Origin of the sequence: Granulicella sp. WH15, assembly GCF_009914315.1 — a bacterium.
Taxonomy (GTDB): domain Bacteria; phylum Acidobacteriota; class Terriglobia; order Terriglobales; family Acidobacteriaceae; genus Edaphobacter.
Map to the genome: position 1 here is coordinate 4,465,211 of NZ_CP042596.1, position 18,143 is coordinate 4,483,353.

Genomic DNA, 18,143 nt, shown 5'->3' on the forward strand with positions numbered 1-18,143 from the left:
GCCCATGTCCTTTGCGGGACATGGGCTACTCTTCGGCGATACTTATTTTTTTAAGGTATCGAGAGTGCAGTTGGCGGGGGCGTTGATAGGATTGCAGCGGGCTTCGCCGCCTTCAGGCAAGGTGACAACGAAGTGGCCATCCCAGCGTGCGGGCTCGTTGACAGGATAGTCCGTGCTGAGAAGCTGGGCTCCGCTGGCAATCATGGCGTCGCGCGTGGCGGTGTTGTTGACACGGGCCTCCTTGGTATCGGAGTCGGTGCGGGCGCGGATGAGATAGCCCTGACGGACGAGTGCGGAGATGTCGGAGGCGGGGCCGTCGTTGCGCTCCAGGAAGGCAGCATCGGGATCACCGGGGGTGGAGTTGGTGAAGATGACGCGTTCATGCAGACCAGCGTGACCTTCGAGGTAGACGGGCGTCATGGCGTGCTGATCCATGAGGAAGACGACCTTGCCGCGGGCCTTGGCGAGGGTAGGCCAGTTACCGGCAAGAACAGCCTCGTTGAGGGTCTTATAGCGGCCACGAACGTCGTCCGGAGTAATGAGCTCGCCGGGGGAGAAGATGGAACGAATCTCGGCGTCGAGCGCGTCGAAGGTGGCTGCGGTGAAGGGCTCGGTCTCAGTCAGGTGGAGAGGATTCGTGCTGCCGGGCCGATCCTGCTTGGTCTCGACGAGGATGAAGATAGGGGCATGGTTGGGGTGGCCGAGGGACCAGTGACGGATCTGCTGGAGGCAACCGGTGAAGGGCTGGCAGGTGCTGCGGTAATCGACATCCTGGACGTGCATAACCTTGAAGCCCGGCTGGAGCATGAGGCCCTTGGGGTCGAAGTCGGGGTCGGCGGGCAGGCCGGCGGCTTCGACGTTCTTGGGGCCAGTGGGATGGGCGTAGCGTCCACCCTTGGCGTCGGCGTAGATGTCGATCTCGATCTGGCGGACACCGCTGTCGAACTGCTGCGGAAGCGGCTGGTGCTGGTAGTCGAGGCCCTTGTAAGCGTCGGCGTACTTGCCCTGCCAGAGCTTGCTCTCGCTGGGAGCGATACCCGCGTGGTAGCTGTTGTGGGTGCCGATGAGCTGAATCTGGTTGAGCTTGATGGCAGTATCGGCAGATTGTGCCTTGGCCGCGGCGGTGAGGGAGGCGGCGAGGACGAGGGTAGAGAGCGTGCGGTTCATGGATGATCCTCTGTCTGGAGTGGCTGGAAAGTGCATGGATCGCGGGCAGTCAAAGGCACGGCCGAAGCCGTGCCTTTGGAAGAACAGACTAGCTTTCAAACGGAAGCAGGCGGATCACAGGCTCTGACCCTGCCAGGGCTTGCTGTAGTGCGTAGACCACTCGACGAGGCTCTCGTTCATAAAGCGCCATGTGGCCTTCTTCGTGTCGACCTCCATGAGCATGTAGGCGTTGGGGTCGTAGCGGGTGGCGGCCATGATGTAGTGCTGCGGGCCGTAGTTGTGTTTGTAGTCGACCCACTTGTGCTGGTGGCCGGAGACGACGAGCTGGATGGTGTCCTGATACTTCTTCAGAAGTGGATACAGGCCGTAGTCGGCAAACTCTGTGGGCTGGTCCTGGATGAGCGGGTAATGGATGAAGACGAAGGTGGGCTTGTGCTGCTGAAGCTGCGCCTCGAACCAATGAAGCTGTGTCTCGCCCAGAGAGCCGACACCGGGATGGAAATCGGCGGAGGTGCGGTCCTGGGTGCTGCCGAGGAAGTTATTCAGATGGATGAATTTGTAACCTTTGTAGTCCACAACCGAATAAGGCTCGGCGTTGAACTTGGCCTTGAAGAGACGGTGGCTCATCTCGCGGTCCACGCGCTTGACGTCGTAGTCGTGATTGCCGAAACCAAGGTGGACGGGCATCTTGAAGCCATCGACGATGGTCTTGGCGTGGTCGAGCCGGGTGGTGTTCTTGAAGTAGAAGTCGTAGTCGGTGGAGGGGTAGTTGTGGAAGAAGTCGCCGACGAGGAAGGTCTGCTCGATGGCGGGGCTGAGCGAGTTGATGAGGTCGCGGGCCGAGGTGAAGCGCGGCGTAGTGACGAGGATGCTTTCGTTGTCTTCGACGCCGTTCTCGCTACCCTTGACGTAGAAGTCGTCGATGATATGGGTGTCGGCGACGAGGGCGAAGTAGAATTTGTCGGGTGAAGCTGCCGCCCGGACCTGCTCAGCCCAGAGTTTCCGGGTGAGCAGGTTGCCGAGCGATGCAGCTCCGAGGGCAGTGAACTGTCTGCGGTCCATGTTGAACCCCTCTGTGGTGCTGGTTAGAAGATGATCTTACCGGCGAACTGCAGGATACGAGCCGGGAAGGTGGTAGCCGCGTTTACGGTGCCGAAGGTGCTGGCGCCAACGCTGCTTTGCGGATAGGCGTAGTTGGTCTGGTTAAGGATGTTGAAGGCCTCGACCCGGAAGTCGAACGAGGTGCCCGCAGGATAGAGCGGGAACTGCTTGTGAAGACCCATATCGAGCTGATAGAAGGCGTCAAAGCGGACCGAGTTGCGTCCGACATTGCCATAGGGATGATTGTTGTCCGGAATCGCGAACGCCGCGCTGTTCAAAGCGACGAAGGATTGATTGCCATTCGCCTTGACACGATCCTTCTTCGGGATGATGACGTTGTTCGAGATCTGGTTGGGCCGCTGCGCCAGAATGGTGCTGACCGACTGGGCGCTGTTCGGCGAGTAGGTGATGTTGACCGGCGTGCCGCTGCTGGCGCTGTTGATGGCCGTAACCTGCCACCCACCCAGAAGCTCCTGCATCAGAAGAGGCGCGTTGCCACCGAACATACGTCCCTTGCCGTAAGGCAGGTCGTAGACGAGCGAGAGAATCTCGTTCAGCGGCTGGTTGTAGCCGGAGGGACCACGGTCGCCGATCGGGTTGGCCAGGTTGATACGTCCGCTATCTCCGGACACCTCTTCGAGGTGGCCCTCGCCGTTGTCCTGCGCGCGCGACCAGGTGAAGGAGTTCAACAGGTAGAGACCGTGGCTGGTGCGGTGCTCCAGCTTGGTCTGGATACCGTTGTAGGTGAGGAAGCCATCGGGAAGAGTCTCTTCGATGGTGGTGAAGTTGGAGATGGGACGACGTGCCGCAACGCTGAGGCAGCCAGAGGTGCTGCCCACCGCGCCCGTTCCATTACAGGTGGCAGTAACGGGATTGGCCTCGGACTGATTCAGGTCGGCGAGCACCTGGATCTTGACGCCATGCTCACCAACGTAGGCGACCTCAAAGGTCGTGTTGCTGTTGAGCTGACGCTGCACGGTGAGGTGATAGCTCTGCACGTATCCCGTGGGCAGGTTCTTGGGGATATAACGCGCCTGCGTGCTGAGGTTGCTGGCCGCGGTCACATTGGCAGGGTCGGTGAAGCCGGTGGGATAACCCTGCGAGGTAGTGCGGAAGCAGGGGTTGGGGTTGGCGGAGTTGAAGGCTGTTCCGGCCTGCGCAGCGGTACAGGTGGTCTCCGGTTTCTGCGTGATGACGGTGGGCAGGGCGAACTGCGGCGCCTGAACGATGTTCGTGTTGACGATGGCGGGCAAGTTGTAAACGAGCAGGTTCTCGCCGCCCTCACGGTTGAACTGCGCGTAGCCAAGTCCATAACCCGCCAGGATCACGGTCTTCGGCGTGGCCTGGAAAGACAAGCCGAAGCGCGGGGCGAAGTCGAGCTTGGGCATGTTGACCAGAGCGCGGTTGTAGATGGAGCCAGGGGTGGCAGTGATGAGCGACTTCGTATCCGGGTCGTAGTTGGCGAGCTTGTTGCTCGACTCCCACTGCGGCGTTACCAGCTCGTAGCGCAGACCGGCGTTGACGGTAAGCCGGGAGTTGACCCGGATATCGTCCTGGAAGTAGAAGTTGTGCATCCGCTGGTTGACGTGGACGTTGACGAAGTTATTGAGCTGGTAGGTATCGCGCGCGCCGAAGAGGAAGTCGGCCAGCGAGGCTGCCTCTTTGGTGCCGGTATCGGCCGAGCTGAGACCGGCAGAGGTGCCGGGAACCGCAGCAGTGGTCCCGTAGGCGGGAACGCCGTTGAAGCTGAAGCCGCCGTTGTAGGTGTCGATGCCAAAGGTCGGGTTGAAGTCGTCGATGGTGGTGAAGATGGCCTGGTACTCGTAGCCGATCTTATAGGTGCTGCGCCCGTGGATGAACGTGTAGTTCAGCTTGGGATTGTAGATGTAGGGGTTCTGATACTGCGGGTTGCTGTTCTGGTTGCCGAACTGCGTGAACCCGTTGACGCTCTGGTCGTTGAGGCTGCGGACAACCTGAGGATCGGTCGGAAGGCCGGGGATGCCGGTCATCAGGCTGGGCAGGTTCTGGCCGTAGGGGAACTTGCCGCCGTCGGTACGGGTGAAGGCGAAGCGGGCGTCGAGGATCGAGTTCTGCGTGAAGGAGTGGGTGACGCCGCCGGCGATCTGCTGATTGAAGATGTCGACAGTACCGTTGCTGTTACCACCGGCCGGTCCCTGGATGCTGGGCGGCGAGATGATGGTGCCCTTGTGCTGGCTGTAGCGGACGAAGGCCGTGGTGCGCGGGCTGAAGGTCTGGTCGACGCGGACATCGAACTTGTTGTCGGTGAGCGTGTCGGCAGGCTGCGAGGAGTAGTTGTTGGCGTACGGCGAGCCGGGGACGTTGGACGACGGCAGAGCCGCGAGAACGCCCTTGGCGAAGGAGGAGACCGACGGGTCGCTGAAGGGGATCACACCGTTGGTATAGACCTGGCCGGTAAGCGGGTTGATGAGGGGAATCGGAGTGCCGTTCTCGTTGGTCTTACCCGTGATGAAGGTGTAACCGCCGTTAGCAATGGCGAGGGCGCTGGTTCCATTCTGGTTCGCCGTCGGGACCGTTGCCGACATGGGCGAGTGCTGAACCTGGCGAGTGCCTTCGTAGTCGCCGAAGAAGAAGGTGTGGTCCTTCCAGATGGGGCCGCCGAAGGTGCCGCCGAACTGGTTACGGATCAGGGTCGGCTTCTGCGGCTTGCCGGTGAGCGGGTTGGACGGCGGCGTGAAGGGACCGACGGCGTTCAGAACCGTGTTGCGGATGTAGTCGTAGGCCTTGCCGTGAAACTTGTTCGTACCGCTGCGGATGCTGACGTTGACGACGGCTCCGGCAGAGCGGCCGTACTCGGCGCTGTAGTTGTCGGTTTCGACGCGGAACTCGTCGATGGCGTCAGGCGAAGGCGGGATGGTCTGGTTGGAGAAGCCCTGGTTGGAGGTGCCGTAGGCGTTGTTGTCGACGCCGTCGAGAAGGAAGTTGTTGAACTCGCTGCGCTGCCCGTTGACGTTGAAGGAGGCATCGCGGCTGGAGTCGGTGGAGTTCTCGAGCAGGTTGCGGCGAACGCCGGGGACGAGGGCGGCAAGGTCGGCGTAGGCGCGGCCGTTGAGCGGAAGGTTCTCGACCTCGCGGGTTCCGATGATCTGGCCACGCTCGCTGGAGTCGGTCTCGAGGAGTGCGGCTGCGTCGCTGACCGTGACAGTCTGGTTTGCGGAGCCAATCTTCAGAGCAATGTCGACGCGCTGGTGGGCGTTGACGGTGACGCGGAAGGGCTGGGTGGCGCTGAGATCGAAGCCGTCGGACTGGGCTGTAACCTTGTATTCACCGATCTTGACGTCCGTGAACTCGTAGGAACCCTGGGCGCTGGTCTTGGCCGTGACGATGGCTTTGGTCTCCTGGTTGACGAGCGAGACAGCGGCGTTGGGCAATACTGCGCCTGAGGCATCCCGGACATAACCAAGGACGGATGCCGTTTCGAATTGGGCGAATATCGGCGTAGAGTTCAGGACCAGGAGACAAACAAATGTCGCTAACCAAAAGAGACGTTTCACAAATAACTCCAAAATTCTCTTATTCGGGTTGAAGAAGTGGGTGGGTAGTCTGCAGGCGGGGGCCTCCGGCGCTGTCTGCGAACCACATCAATAGGTGCTGGTGGATTGATCATGGTCAGGTTCCAGGAAGACGCAAAAGGGTGTTCCATGTGGATTTAAGCGCGCACCCTGTAGGCTCACCCCTGCTTCACCCCTCTATATTTCAGGGAGATACGCGATGCAGGCGGTCCGGGCGTTTATAGGAAATTCATCTAAGAGGACTACGCTAGGGACATGCCGAATCCTCGCGAACAGACTTACGGAGAGGGCCCTGAGGGCTTTCGGACCAGGTCCGAAGGTGCTGCCGTCTCCCGTTCGCACAGTGCGGCAGGAGTAATACTGGAAGAAGAGCAGCCGCTGGACAGGACAGTAGACAGAGCAGTGGATCGCGAAGGCTCGCTCTCAGGACCGGAGTGGCAGTTGGCCTGCCGGGTCGCGGCCAGCAAAGGGTTTTGCAAGTCCGAGTTTCTGCCCAGGTTTCTGCTGTATGTGTGCGAGCAGTACCTTACGGGGGATACGCAGGAGATCACCGAACAGCGGATCGGCACCCAGATCTTCAACCGCTCCACGGGCTACAACCCCGGCGAAGACAATATCGTGCGCAGTTATGCGCGCCTGCTGCGCAAGAGGCTCGACGAGTACTTCGACGGAGAGGGACGGGATGAGCCGATGCGGATCGTCATCCCCAGGGGCGGATACATCCCTACGTTTTATTCCAGCCCCGATCCACAGCAAGGGGCTGCCGGGACACACCCGCCGGAGAATGGAGAGAAGGACCGGACTTCAGCAAGGCCTCATGCTATCGCGGTTCCGCCGGTATCCAGTTATGGTGCTTTGACAACGGCGAAGCCTTGGCGGCCAGCGTGGCTTTCAACCTTGCTGGGCATGGTGATCGGAGGCGTGCTGGCCACAGCCGGCTGGCTGGGGATACGGTCCATGCAGGCGCAGCAGGACCAGAGCGCTGCCCATGCGGTCTGGGCACAGATGTTCCAACGCAATCGGAATACGCTGATTGTGCCGGCCGACAGCGGTCTGGGCATCCTCGAGAATCTTAGCGGCCACCTGGTTAGCCTGGAGGAGTATGCGAATGGAGCGTACCCCGCCGAACTACATGCTCCACCGGGAATGGATCCCGGGAACCTGAATGATCTGCGCAGGCAGCACTATACAAGCGTCGTCGATCTGGATATAACGTCGATGCTGACGCGCCTGCCGGAGTTTATCGCCAATCGGACCCAGGTTCGCTATGCAAGAGGAATCACGGCAGAGGATATCAAAAACTCGAACTCCATTCTGCTGGGCTCGGCGCATACGAACCCCTGGGTGTCCTTGTTCGAAAAGCGGCTGAACTTCAGGCTGGAGTACACGCCGCAGGTAGACCAGTCCTTTGTGGTGAACTTACACCCAATCGACTCCGAGCAGGCGATCTATCGCAACGGAACCAATGAGAAGCCCAATCGCACCTATGGCACCATCGCCTATCTACCGGAGGGGGATGGTGCGGGTCATGTGCTGATTATCCAGGGGCTCAACATGGCGGCCACCCAGGCCGCAGCCGACACACTGTTTAATGCAAAGGCGATCAAGCCTATTCTGCAACAGGCGACGTTGCCGAATGGATCGCTGAAGCCGTTCGAGCTTTTGGTGGAGACGAATAGTATCGGTGCAACCGCTCCAGAGGCTCAGATCATCGCGACCCGCTTCTACGTCCAGTAGAGCAGGCCGCCCGATCCTTCCCTCAGAGCAGCAAGAGCCCATCTCCTGTTGAACTTCATGCTTCCCTGCCCCGTGGCTGGTTGACCGGCTGTGGTCGGCACGACGGCTATCGCTTCGGCCGTGAGCGCCTCTCCTGGGTTGGCGGCACCTGCTTCTTGTCTGGAATCTCCGGCAGCGGGAAGGTCGCCGCTTCGTAGCGAGCCAGGTTCAAAGGGCCTGCGGTGTCAGGCAGCGATGGACCGCGATAGGATGGCCGCGTAAGGCGTAGAGCCGAGGTAAGATCCCCAAACGTCTTCCTGCGCCAGTCACTGATGTTCGGCTCTCGAACGCCAGTGAACTTCTCCAGGAACTGGAGGATCGAGGTGTGATCGAAGGTGTCGTGGCAGACCCAGCCACCGGCGGTCCAGGGCGAGATGAGGAAGCAGGGCACGCGAAAACCGCCACCAATCGGCAGGCCGTCGACAAACTCGCGGGGAGTTCCAGCAGGAGGGACCGGCGGGGGGACGTGGTCGAAGAGACCGTCGTTCTCGTCGTAGCTGATGATGAAGAGGGTCTTGGCCCAGACGTCCGGGTTGGCGGCGATCGCGTCGATCTTGCTGGCGATGAAGGCGGCTCCGTCGGCAGGCATCGCGTTCGGATGCTCCGATTGCAGCTCGGTCGTGATGATCCAGGAGACCTCAGGCAGCTTATCGTTCATCGCGTCGTACTCGAACTGACCGATGGGACCGGCGGCCATTCCCTTCGTATACAGCGGGGAGTCCTTGGCGGCCTCGCGAAATACCTTGAAGTTGCCCAGCATGTTGAAGCCGAAGTGCTGCTCCTGCGCGTAGACCTTCCAGCTCACACCGGCCTGCTCCAGCCGCTCCGGGTAGGTAGTCCAGGTGTAGCCCTCGGGCGGAGCCATGTTCTTGATGATCGGCCCTCCGTGGGCGCCCTCCGGGTCAATCGTTCCTGTCATCCAGTACATGCGGTTGGGCCAGGTGGGGCCCATGACGGAGCAGTGATAGCCGTCGCAGAGTGTAAACGCGTCGGCCAAGGCGAACTGGAAGGGGATATCCGAACGCGTGTAGTAGCCCATGCAATAGGGACCGTGATGGCCATCGGCCTTGCGGTGCGCGGGCAGCCAGCGATCCATGCGGCCGCCGTTCCAGGCCTCGTGCTGCACGGCCCAGGCATGGCTGGTCGAGGGAATCTTCTGGGCGCTGCTGGAGTGGGTATCAAGATGGAAGGGGAGAAGGTGACCTTCGGCGCTCACGGCATCCGGCTGATGGAAGATGGACAGGCCGTTCTCCTGCTTCAGCGCGTGAGGGTCGTCAAAGCCGCGGACACCGGCCATGGTGCCGAAGTAGTGATCGAAGGAGCGGTTCTCCTGCATCAGGATGACGACGTGCTTGATATCCTGCAAGCCGCCGCGACGAGGTGGTCCCTGGGCCAGGGCGCGCTGCACGTTGGCAGGCATGATGGCACGCGCTGCTGCGGCAGCCGCGATGCGCGAGGCACCCTGGAGCAGCTTCCGGCGTGAGAGAAGAGGATGTTCCTGAGAAGGCAGATTCTGGGGGGTGGTTGGGATCTTCACGCCAAAGAGATATCACTGGAGACTACGGCATGGAAGCCAATTCACCGCCACACGTACGATACATCGCAAAAATATGCGAAAACCCCAGAAATACGAAGATCGCATAGAGAGGACAATGGCACGATACATCCCGGCCAAACCCTCCATTTACTCGATTGTCATAAAGGAAAGAGTTAGTCGCTGGCTACCATGCGAGGATATCGGGCTTGCCTGTGCTTTTCCCCACATGGCTGAGCCCTGGTACGACCTGACTGAAATCTATATCCGAGTACGCAGGAGATTCATGGACACTGAATACGGAGCCCCTGACAGACGCGGGAGCATCTGGGGTCGCAACCGAAGCAGCGTGGCCGAGCGCCGATATCAACCATACCAATTACTGCTAAGTCCGAGGTGACAACGTAGCCTGTCTAAACATGCGTTATGGCTATGTTGTGCTTTCCTTCGAACATGGATAACTGCCACCCCATTATCGAAGAGCATCCACCCAGCCACATGAGTAACTTAAGCCAACCCAGAAAACTGATATATCAGATCTAATATGCAAAATAGCCATCTTATAAGTTCTGCATAACTCAGACCCGCCCTATCGATGAGCCACACGACGCTGGTTGGGGAAGCCCAGATAAGACAGGACTAGAGACCAGTAACTCAAGCGCAAGCAAGTTAGATATTGATCTTTGGACGCAGCTCCTATAGCATCGCTCCAACACGCAACATCAAGGGCGATTATGAAGCTACGGTTTTTTATCTCCGGACTCCAGGACATGCGCGCGGTAAATGCGTCGTCCGATATCGCCTGTTGTTGTTGCTAACACCGCACCACCGGACACTCCTCCGCTTCACAATCAGATACACAGGTAAACCAGTTTTCAGTGCCGTCTGTCTGCACTAGAGTTTCGAGTTACTCGATAGAGAAATCCATCGAAGAGCCTTCGGAACTTAGATGCAGGGAGAGTACTGCCCCTGTGTCTGATCGGTGATATCTCATACTGGCCACACCCAAAAATCAGCATAGAGAAGTTCGCAGTCCCCTGTAGATCATCTGGCACTCCGGTCTAAAGCTGCCTCTCTCTAGAGATCTGTTTGTTCGAATTAGCAGCGGCAATTGCAATGCCGCTGCCCTGGGACGCCCATGGTATTCCAGGCCCACACAGACCGCCGATTCAGGCCGACCAGCTCCATACGCGGCGACGTACTTAGTCAAGCCTCGATGGGCAGCAACACATCTGTCATTTCAGGAGCAGCTTCATGCCAGTAGACCGAACAGTCACCGTTGAATATATCGCGCCATCTTACCTGGGCGCCTTGTCCGCTTTTTATGCTTCCCTCCTGACAGGGCCGAGGAAGTTAGTCGTTCTCCTAATGTTATTTCTCTTCGCCTCCAGCATGACTCTGGCACAGACATCCGCGGATGGCAGCATCTATGGCCGGGTCACGGATAACTCCGGGGCGATCCTGCCTGGAGTCCAGATCCTCGCGCACTGCCCCACGGTAGGTGGAACCTTCAAAGCAGTAAGTGACGCTGAAGGTAACTATCGCCTGATCGAGTTACCCATCGGCGTGGACTACACCGTGGAAGCCACGATGCCGGGCTTCGAGAAGTTCGTGCGCGTTGGCCTGATCGTAAGCGCCGGACTCAACGTCACGGTCGATATCGGGCTCAAGGTTGGATCGGAGACGCAATCGGTCGAGGTCTCCGGTGACGCTCCTCTGATCGACACCCAGAGCGCCGAGCAGGCCGTCAATCTTAGCGGCGAGTTACTCCGGAATATTCCAGTTACTGTCCGTCATGACTGGTCCGACTCCTTGCAGGTAACTCCCGGTATCATCAGCGCCAATAGCGACGCCGAGGGCGGCCAGACTTACTTTCTGCGTGGCTCGGAGAATGAAAATCACGCGGTCCTGATGGACGGTATGGACATCGGCAGCTTTCAGCAAAACTGGCCTTCCAACTCCATCAGCATTGCCAACGAGTCGGTCGGCGATATCCAGATCAAGACCGGAGCTAACGACGCATCCTCTCCCGCCGCCATGGGCATGGTCATCAACCTGGGCACGCCAACCGGCAGCGATAAGTTCCACGGCACGGTCTACTACCTGATGGGACTCAGGACGCTGAACGGCAGCAACACCCCCGGCGGCGTCAGTTCCCAGACGACCACCGAGCAGCCGGACTTTACCTTGAGTGGTCCCATCAAGCGCGAGCGCGCCTGGTTCTTCTTCTCCGGCCGCTATATCAACCGCAACGACGGCATCAGCCGCACGGCGAGTCAAAGCGCCTACCTGACAGGCATCGATCCAACCTACAGCCCGTTCGATAACGAGGCACGCGGCTTCGTCTCGCTGGCCAACACCACCATCCAACTCACTCCGAAGCACCGGCTTATGGGCCTCTTCCAGTACGACAGCCGCAGGCAGGACGCGAACTCCCAGTGGTACGCGGCGAACATCAACCGTACGCAGTACGGCGGCGGAGCCTACGGCGCGCGCCTCATCTCGCAGTGGAACGACCGCTTGACCACGCGCTTCCTCGCCTCGTTCAACAACAAGAGCTACAACCACAGTGCCGAATCTATTGGAGGTGTAGGCGCGTTGCCTGAGGTTGATGTCTATGCAACGAACTCCCTCTCCGCCGGTAAGCTCATCGGCCAGGGATCATCTCTAGCCACGCTTAACAATCTGAGCTCCATCACGCTGGAGCCGGCGCGCAAGCCCACCATCAGCGGCGATGTGACCTACTACATTCCGAAAGGATGGGGCACGCATGAGATGGAGGCGGGTTTCTATCTCGAGCCGCACGAGCGCACCAAGGAGACCGTGCTCTACGCCAACAACGGCAATTTGATCCAGGAGGATGCCGTTCTCAAGGACCCCAACAATCCCGCGTCAGGCTACACCGTCTTCCATACGCAGTCGGTCAACCAGAGCAGCAATCTGGCTGCATACACTGCCGCCAACGACTATGCCTGGTACATCCAGGATCGCTGGCGTCCCTTCCGCCGCCTGACGTTGACCGGCGGTCTGCGTCCGGACTGGGTTTCGGCTAAAGATGAGATCTTCAAGGTCGTCATCCAACACTCGTGGAACTACGCGCCTCGCGTCGGTGCCGCCTACATCCTGACCAAGAACGAGAAGAACGTCATCCGCGCCAGTTGGACGAAGCTGACCGACATTACCAACTTCAGCTATCTCGGCACGGCCGGCACCAGCACCGTCACCACCACGGATAATTATTACGAAACACCAACGGTTACAAATCCCACGGGAGTCGTCACCTTTGTGACTCCGGGCAGCACCGCCCTGACGCCGGGCAAGACCTTCGATCCGGGCCGCCATCAGGGCTTTGTGCGAGAGTGGCTGGTGGGCTATCGCACCCAGTTGCCTGGCCAGGTGCTGATCGACGTCAGCTACATCGACCGCGAGTACCGAGACCGTCCGGCCGAGTACGACACCAACCAGATCTACACCACGACCTCAACGGGCACGGTCTGGGGCGGTCTGGTGAATCCGGCGCTCAACAATACCTTCTACGTCACCAACAACCACTGGAACTGGTTCGTCTACCAGGGCATCGAGATGACGGCCAGCAAGCAGACGAAGAAGCTGCAAATCTTCAGCACCTACACCTACTCGCCCGATCATCTCGCCGGAACCTTCCAGCCCTTTGATCCAGCGGCGATCCTTGAGCCGACGAAGTTCGCGAACAACGCCGGACTCGGCTCCGTGCGTGGAAACATCTCGAGCAACCCGACAAACGACTACACGGGCGACACTCGCAACCGCATGTGGCAACGCCACCAGGAGCGCACCGGCATCACCTGGCGCGCGCCTTGGAACTTGCGTGTGGCCAGCGTCTTCACGGCCCAGTCCGGCACTCCTGGCGGCCCCGTCACCCTGACCCTGGCCAGCTACGATGGCTCCCATGGACCCGCGACCCTGTCCGTCAATGGCCGCACCGTATCCAACCCACTGGCGACGACTTACCGCTTCAAGTACGCGAATCGCGGTATCGGGCAGATCTTCTGCCCCTGGCTCATCCAGCTGAACGCGCTCGTCGGACGTGAGTTCAAACTCACTGATCGACAGTCGATCGAGGCTGACATGAACATCCTGAACATCACCAACCAGGGCGCGGGACAGCAGTTTGTAAACGGCACCAATAGCTCCGCCACTGCGACCTTTGGTACGCTGCAAACGATCCAGGCACCTCGTTCGGCGCAGTTCAGCGTGCGCTATCGCTTCTAACCAGCGGTGCGGCGGCAGCTCATGCCGCCGCACTGCCCTGTTGAACTCTATTGATGAAAGGAATCATCATGTATCCGCTTCGTCGGCTATGCCACAACCTTGCCTGCTTTGCCCTGCTTCTTCCACTCGCCACTGGTGGCTTAGCCGTCGCAGAAGAGAGTCCTCGGCTTACCTTGCAGGATCTCTTCTCCGCCGACCCCATCGGCGACTCCGCGCTCTCTCCTGACGGCAAGACCATCGCGCTCGCCCGCGCCGGACAGATTCAACTGATGCCCTCCGAGGGCGGATGGCCCGTAACCCTTACCAGCACCGCCGGAGCCAAGTCCGGCCTGGCCTGGTCGCCCGACGGCAAGAGCATCGCCTACGCCAGCCAGGGCGGCATCTTCGTGGTCTCGGCCAGTGGCGGAGCCCCGCACCGTCTTACCACCCCCGGCACCGGAGCCGGTGGCGACCCGCGCCAGTCCGGCGACCGCAGCCCTGAGTGGTCACCCTCCGGCCACTGGATACTCTTCGCGAGCGGACGCCGTGGCACCGCAAGCCTGATGGTCGTCAGCGTCGATGGCAGCGAGACGACCTTCATCACCCCTCCGCACGACGAGGCCCAGAGCGGCCAGTGGTCGCCGAGTGGCGACGAGATCGTCTACACCAGCAATGGCAAAGAGTACTTCAGCGGCCGCATCAACCTCATCAAGTTCGACCCCAAGGCAGGCCAGCCTGTCGGCGCTCCTGTGGTGCTGTACACCTCTCCCATCGACCGTGGCGGCGGCTGGTCCATTCGCGGTGTCACATGGTCCCCGGACGGCAAGACGATTGCCACCGTGCTGCAGAACTCCGGCTGGAACCACATCTATCTTCTGCCCAAGACGGGCGGCGCTCCCAAGCAGATCACCGACGGCTCGTTTGAAGATGAGAACCCCGCGTTCTCACCCGATGGCAAGAGCATCGCATTCATCTCGAACCGTGACCTGCTCGAAGCCACCAACCTTTGGGTGATACCGGCGCAAGGCGGCACCGCAAAACTAGTGACGAAGTTCGATGTCCCCGGCATGTCTGCCCGCCCACAGTGGGCTCCGGATAGCAAGAGCATCTACTTCAATCATCAGTCGCCGATTGAATCGCCCGACCTCCTCGTGCAGGATCTATCCGCATCCACGCCTAAGTACCTGACCCACACCACGCCGACGAACTTTTCGAGCGCGCAGGTGCCGCAGCGCGTCACATGGAAGAGCAAGGACGGCAAAGAGATCGCCGGTCTGCTCTACACGCCGCCCAACATGAAGCCCGGCACCAAGCTACCCACGATCCTCTTCATCCACGGCGGCCCCGAGGGGCAGGACAACTTCGACTTCGACCGCGACGCCGGTTGGCCTCAGTACCAGTACCTCGCACAGGCTGGCTACATCGTGCTTCGTCCCAACTATCGTGGCAGCTCGGGATACGGTGAAGCCTTCCGCAACCTCAACGTTGAAGACTCGAACGGCGGCGAGACGGACGATGTAGCCGCAGGCGCGCAGTACCTGATCGACCGCGGCCTCGCCGATCCCAAGCGCATCGCCATCTGCGGCCTCAGCCACGGCGGCACCATGGTCGGCTACGCCATCACGCGGTATCCCGATCTCTTTGCCGCTGCCATCCAGATGGCCGGTGTCGTCGACCGCGAGATGTTCGTCTACCGCACCAACCCGCACTCCGCCGTGCGCTGGATGATGAAGATGGGCGGCACTCCCACGGAGAAGCCGGAGGTCTACGCCAAGGCCAACGTGCTGCTCTCGGTCGATAAGATCAAGACCCCGCTGATGATTATCCACGGCGAGAACGATCCCCAGGTTCCTCCCGGTGAAGCCGCCGCGTTTGCAAGAGCGCTTCATGCCAACCATAAGACTTACTTCTACTTCACCTATCCCAACGAGCTTCACGGCCTGTCCAATCCTGCCCACCGGCTCGATGCCATGCAAAAGGAGCTTGTCTTCCTCGAGCGTTATATCAACCCCAAGTACGGCACGGTCACGACATCGCCGGACGAGGTAGCCTTCCCCGGAACCGCGGCTAACGCACACGTCGAGCCGAAGTAACCCAACAAAGCTCTTCCCAACTACCGCCGCTTCCTTCTTGCAAAGGAAGCGGCGGTAGCTGCTTATTTTCATGCAGCGACACAGCAGCATGGACTTCGTTTTTCATCATGTAACGTAAGCGCCCTATTCTTTTGTCGATTGCATGGAGGGGTGATGCGCTTCCAACCAACGATCCTCAAGCTCTGCAGCTTGCTGTGCCTCTGCTTCAGCATCAGTACCTGCCTGGCCGGGGCACCGCCGCAGGCATCACAGCCCGTCCTCAGCGACGCGAGCCTGCAAGCACTCCAGCGTGCCAACGCCTATGGAGCTACGCTCTTCCACATATCGCCTCCGGGGCCTCAGTTCATCGCGCAGATGCGCCGCGCCATCCCGAAGGATTATCCCGGCATGGACCAGGGAATGCGCCAGGGACTGGCCAGCATCGAGCACAACCAGCCCTACCTGAACAGCTACTTCGCGCACACCAACCAGCAGCAATTAGCGTCGTTTGTGCAAACCTACCGGGCCAAGATCCTGGCATCGCCCGATCCCGTGGAGCAGCAGGTGCGGCTCGCCGAAGTAATGGCATTTTCCGCCATGACCGCCTATCGCAAGAGCCAGAGCGGCGGCGGCTCGGCAGCGGCAAACGGCTATCAGCAACTGCAGATGGAGACGCTGAAGCAGAAGCAGTTGGAGGGAGGAATGCGATCCTACTCACCGCTCTGCAACCCGACCCGCGCCGACGCCTCCTCCAACTTTCAAAGCTGCCATCCCTAGTGGCCTGACAGATAACTATGAGTCTTAGGCTCATCGGCGCTGCACTGCTCGCTATAGCCACGGCGGTCTTCCTCGCCACCTTCTGGTGGGAGCGCGACTTCCTCTGCCGAGCCATCAAGAATCAGATGGATATCGAGAATACTTCGTATCGCAGAACGCTTGAAGACCTCCAGTTTGAACGACACGCGCTGGAGTGGGTTCGCGTGCTCTCCGCCTTCGGAATGCTTGCAGGCGTACTGCTGCAATTCTTCAAGTAACTCGCCGCAGACGAGCGCCGTACAAAGCGAAGGATCAGTTCGTGATCCGCCATGCCAGCAGATTGCTATGCACCGCGCTCGAACTCATGTTCTGCGTCTCGAGCAGCAGCTCAAAGTGCGGAATCGTGCCATCAGGCCGTTTGATCCGCTTCAGAAATGGCAGCAGCTCCGTGTCGTCCGAGACGAAGTCCCACGCCGCCTCCGTGCCCGCCATCGAGGTGCCCTCGACGATCAATGCATTGCCGTCTCTCGAGATGTTCGGCATGAAGGCGACCAGGCCATAGACACGCCGCTGCGGATCGTTGCCAGCCGACTCCCAATGAGTCGGTTCACCGGCGTTCGGCGAGCGGTTCAGGACGGAGAACACATGCGCCTTGCGATTGTTGTGCAGCGAGAAGTTCATATTGCGCTCGAAGAGCTCAACCCACGGGTTGGCCTCGAAGGCTCCGATCAAGATAACGTTTCCGGCCTTCAGGTCGTTCGGCCGCAGATCGCGCGCGTAACGAACCTGCATGGTGCTATGGGCCGACTGCGCAATCTGGGCCAGCGTTGCAGCGGCCTCAAGATCGACGATCGAGGTGTAACGCCGGGTGGCAACTTCGACCTGCACATTTGGCCACTCCGACGCGGACGAGTGCATCACTGAGTTTGCCTTGGCACTGCGATAATCCCCGAGCAGATACTGGTTCAGCGAGATGTCGCGGTCATCGAAGTTGTGATACATCACCAGCCCCGAGTCCCCCGGCACCTCCAGCGTCGGATACTTCGACGAGAACATCTGTCCCCAGAGCGGGTGGGCCGCTATCCGGGACGCACTCGTATCGCGTCGCGTGTAGTCACGCAGCAGGATCGCGGCGAGCGCCAGGGCTAGCACACCACAAAGAGCCCACAAAGCCATATTGCTTCCGGGGTGCTGCCTGTCGGAGAGCATCTCCAATGGCGGTGCCATCGGCGCTAAAGGAGCACTCGCCGCAGGTTGAAGCTCGGGCATCTGCGGCGGCTCGGCGATGGGCCGGGACTCAAAGATCGGCACATAGCTGCCTCTGGGAATGACGATGCGCACCGGCTCATCGACGCCCTCGTGCTGAAAGTACAGATCGAGCCGCTGACGCAGGCGGCTGGCCTGTGTGCGCACGATACCGTCGATGGAGGAGTCATAGTCCAGCGAACGCCCAAAGACCGCATGGCCGATCTTCTGCTCATTGATCTCGGAGTCGCGACCCTTCAGGGCCATGTCGCAGACATACGTCAGCAGCGAGCAGAGACGCTCACTTTTGGCAAACGTGGGCGAGATCACAATGCGGCTCACCAGTTCGCGGTGGGCAAGTGATGGCCAATCCGCGGCAAGAGCAACTTGAGGAGACGACGATCCAAGAACCTCAGGCATTCGCTTCATTCGATTCATTGGGTCCGAGATGATTACAGCAGCAGCGCATGAACCCCGCATGAATATTAACACGGCGTTCACTGTATCGCGACACATGATCCCCACGTAAATCACTCATTCCATAAAACTTGCGGACTGTATCGAGACGCGTAGCCGTGAATTGCATTGGTGAACCACAAGACCGCTGCTACTTCTAACTGGCACCCCTTTCACACGCAGTCAGTGGCTCATACCGGTGCATGGGATCGCATGTGTCATCCAGTGAAGTGACATACAAACGGGATTCTAAAC

General features: G+C 59.9%; 10 protein-coding genes. 5 read left to right on the forward strand and 5 right to left on the reverse strand.

Annotated elements, in window-relative coordinates; translation table 11 throughout:
* Nucleotides 1-42: 42 nt before the first annotated feature.
* From FTO74_RS18495 to FTO74_RS18505, 3 genes are all read right to left on the reverse strand, one after another.
* On the reverse strand, nucleotides 43-1,167 hold the full coding sequence (locus FTO74_RS18495; RefSeq protein ID WP_162539453.1) for a phosphatidylinositol-specific phospholipase C1-like protein: 1,125 nt from the start codon (nucleotides 1,165-1,167) through the stop codon (nucleotides 43-45).
* A gap of 114 nt (nucleotides 1,168-1,281) precedes the next feature.
* Nucleotides 1,282-2,229: a metallophosphoesterase gene (locus FTO74_RS18500; protein ID WP_162539454.1), complete on the reverse strand. Its 948-nt coding sequence runs from the start codon at nucleotides 2,227-2,229 to the stop codon at nucleotides 1,282-1,284.
* Nucleotides 2,230-2,252: 23 nt separating this feature from the next.
* Nucleotides 2,253-5,801: a TonB-dependent receptor gene (locus tag FTO74_RS18505; RefSeq protein WP_162539455.1), complete on the reverse strand. Its 3,549-nt coding sequence runs from the start codon at nucleotides 5,799-5,801 to the stop codon at nucleotides 2,253-2,255.
* 420 nt (nucleotides 5,802-6,221) lie between these two features.
* Between FTO74_RS18505 and FTO74_RS18510 the strand changes: the two genes are divergently transcribed.
* Nucleotides 6,222-7,556 carry a hypothetical protein gene (locus FTO74_RS18510; protein WP_255462386.1) on the forward strand — a complete coding sequence of 445 codons (1,335 nt, stop codon included), beginning with the start codon at nucleotides 6,222-6,224 and terminating at the stop codon, nucleotides 7,554-7,556.
* Between the two features lie 106 nt (nucleotides 7,557-7,662).
* Here FTO74_RS18510 and FTO74_RS18515 read toward each other — a convergent pair whose 3' ends face one another.
* Nucleotides 7,663-9,132: an alkaline phosphatase family protein gene (locus FTO74_RS18515; protein WP_255462387.1), complete on the reverse strand. Its 1,470-nt coding sequence runs from the start codon at nucleotides 9,130-9,132 to the stop codon at nucleotides 7,663-7,665.
* A 1,389-nt stretch (nucleotides 9,133-10,521) separates the two neighbouring features.
* Between FTO74_RS18515 and FTO74_RS18520 the strand changes: the two genes are divergently transcribed.
* The 4 genes from FTO74_RS18520 to FTO74_RS18535 all read left to right on the forward strand — a co-directional run bounded on the left by FTO74_RS18520 (nucleotide 10,522) and on the right by FTO74_RS18535 (nucleotide 16,465).
* A complete protein-coding gene (locus FTO74_RS18520; RefSeq protein ID WP_162539457.1) occupies nucleotides 10,522-13,380 on the forward strand; it encodes a TonB-dependent receptor in 2,859 nt (952 codons plus the stop codon).
* Between the two features lie 68 nt (nucleotides 13,381-13,448).
* Entirely contained in the window at nucleotides 13,449-15,452 is a 2,004-nt protein-coding gene (locus FTO74_RS18525) for a S9 family peptidase (protein WP_255462388.1), read from the forward strand.
* A 153-nt stretch (nucleotides 15,453-15,605) separates the two neighbouring features.
* Nucleotides 15,606-16,208, forward strand: a complete 603-nt coding sequence (locus tag FTO74_RS18530) for a hypothetical protein (RefSeq protein ID WP_162539459.1) — start codon at nucleotides 15,606-15,608, stop codon at nucleotides 16,206-16,208.
* Between the two features lie 17 nt (nucleotides 16,209-16,225).
* Nucleotides 16,226-16,465, forward strand: coding sequence for a hypothetical protein (locus FTO74_RS18535; protein WP_162539460.1), 240 nt, complete (start codon nucleotides 16,226-16,228; stop codon nucleotides 16,463-16,465).
* Nucleotides 16,466-16,499: 34 nt separating this feature from the next.
* On the opposite strand, the gene FTO74_RS18540 is transcribed toward FTO74_RS18535, so the two are convergent.
* Complete coding sequence (locus FTO74_RS18540) at nucleotides 16,500-17,852, reverse strand: hypothetical protein (protein WP_162539461.1); 1,353 nt, start codon at nucleotides 17,850-17,852, stop codon at nucleotides 16,500-16,502.
* Between the last annotated feature and the right edge of the window lie 291 nt (nucleotides 17,853-18,143).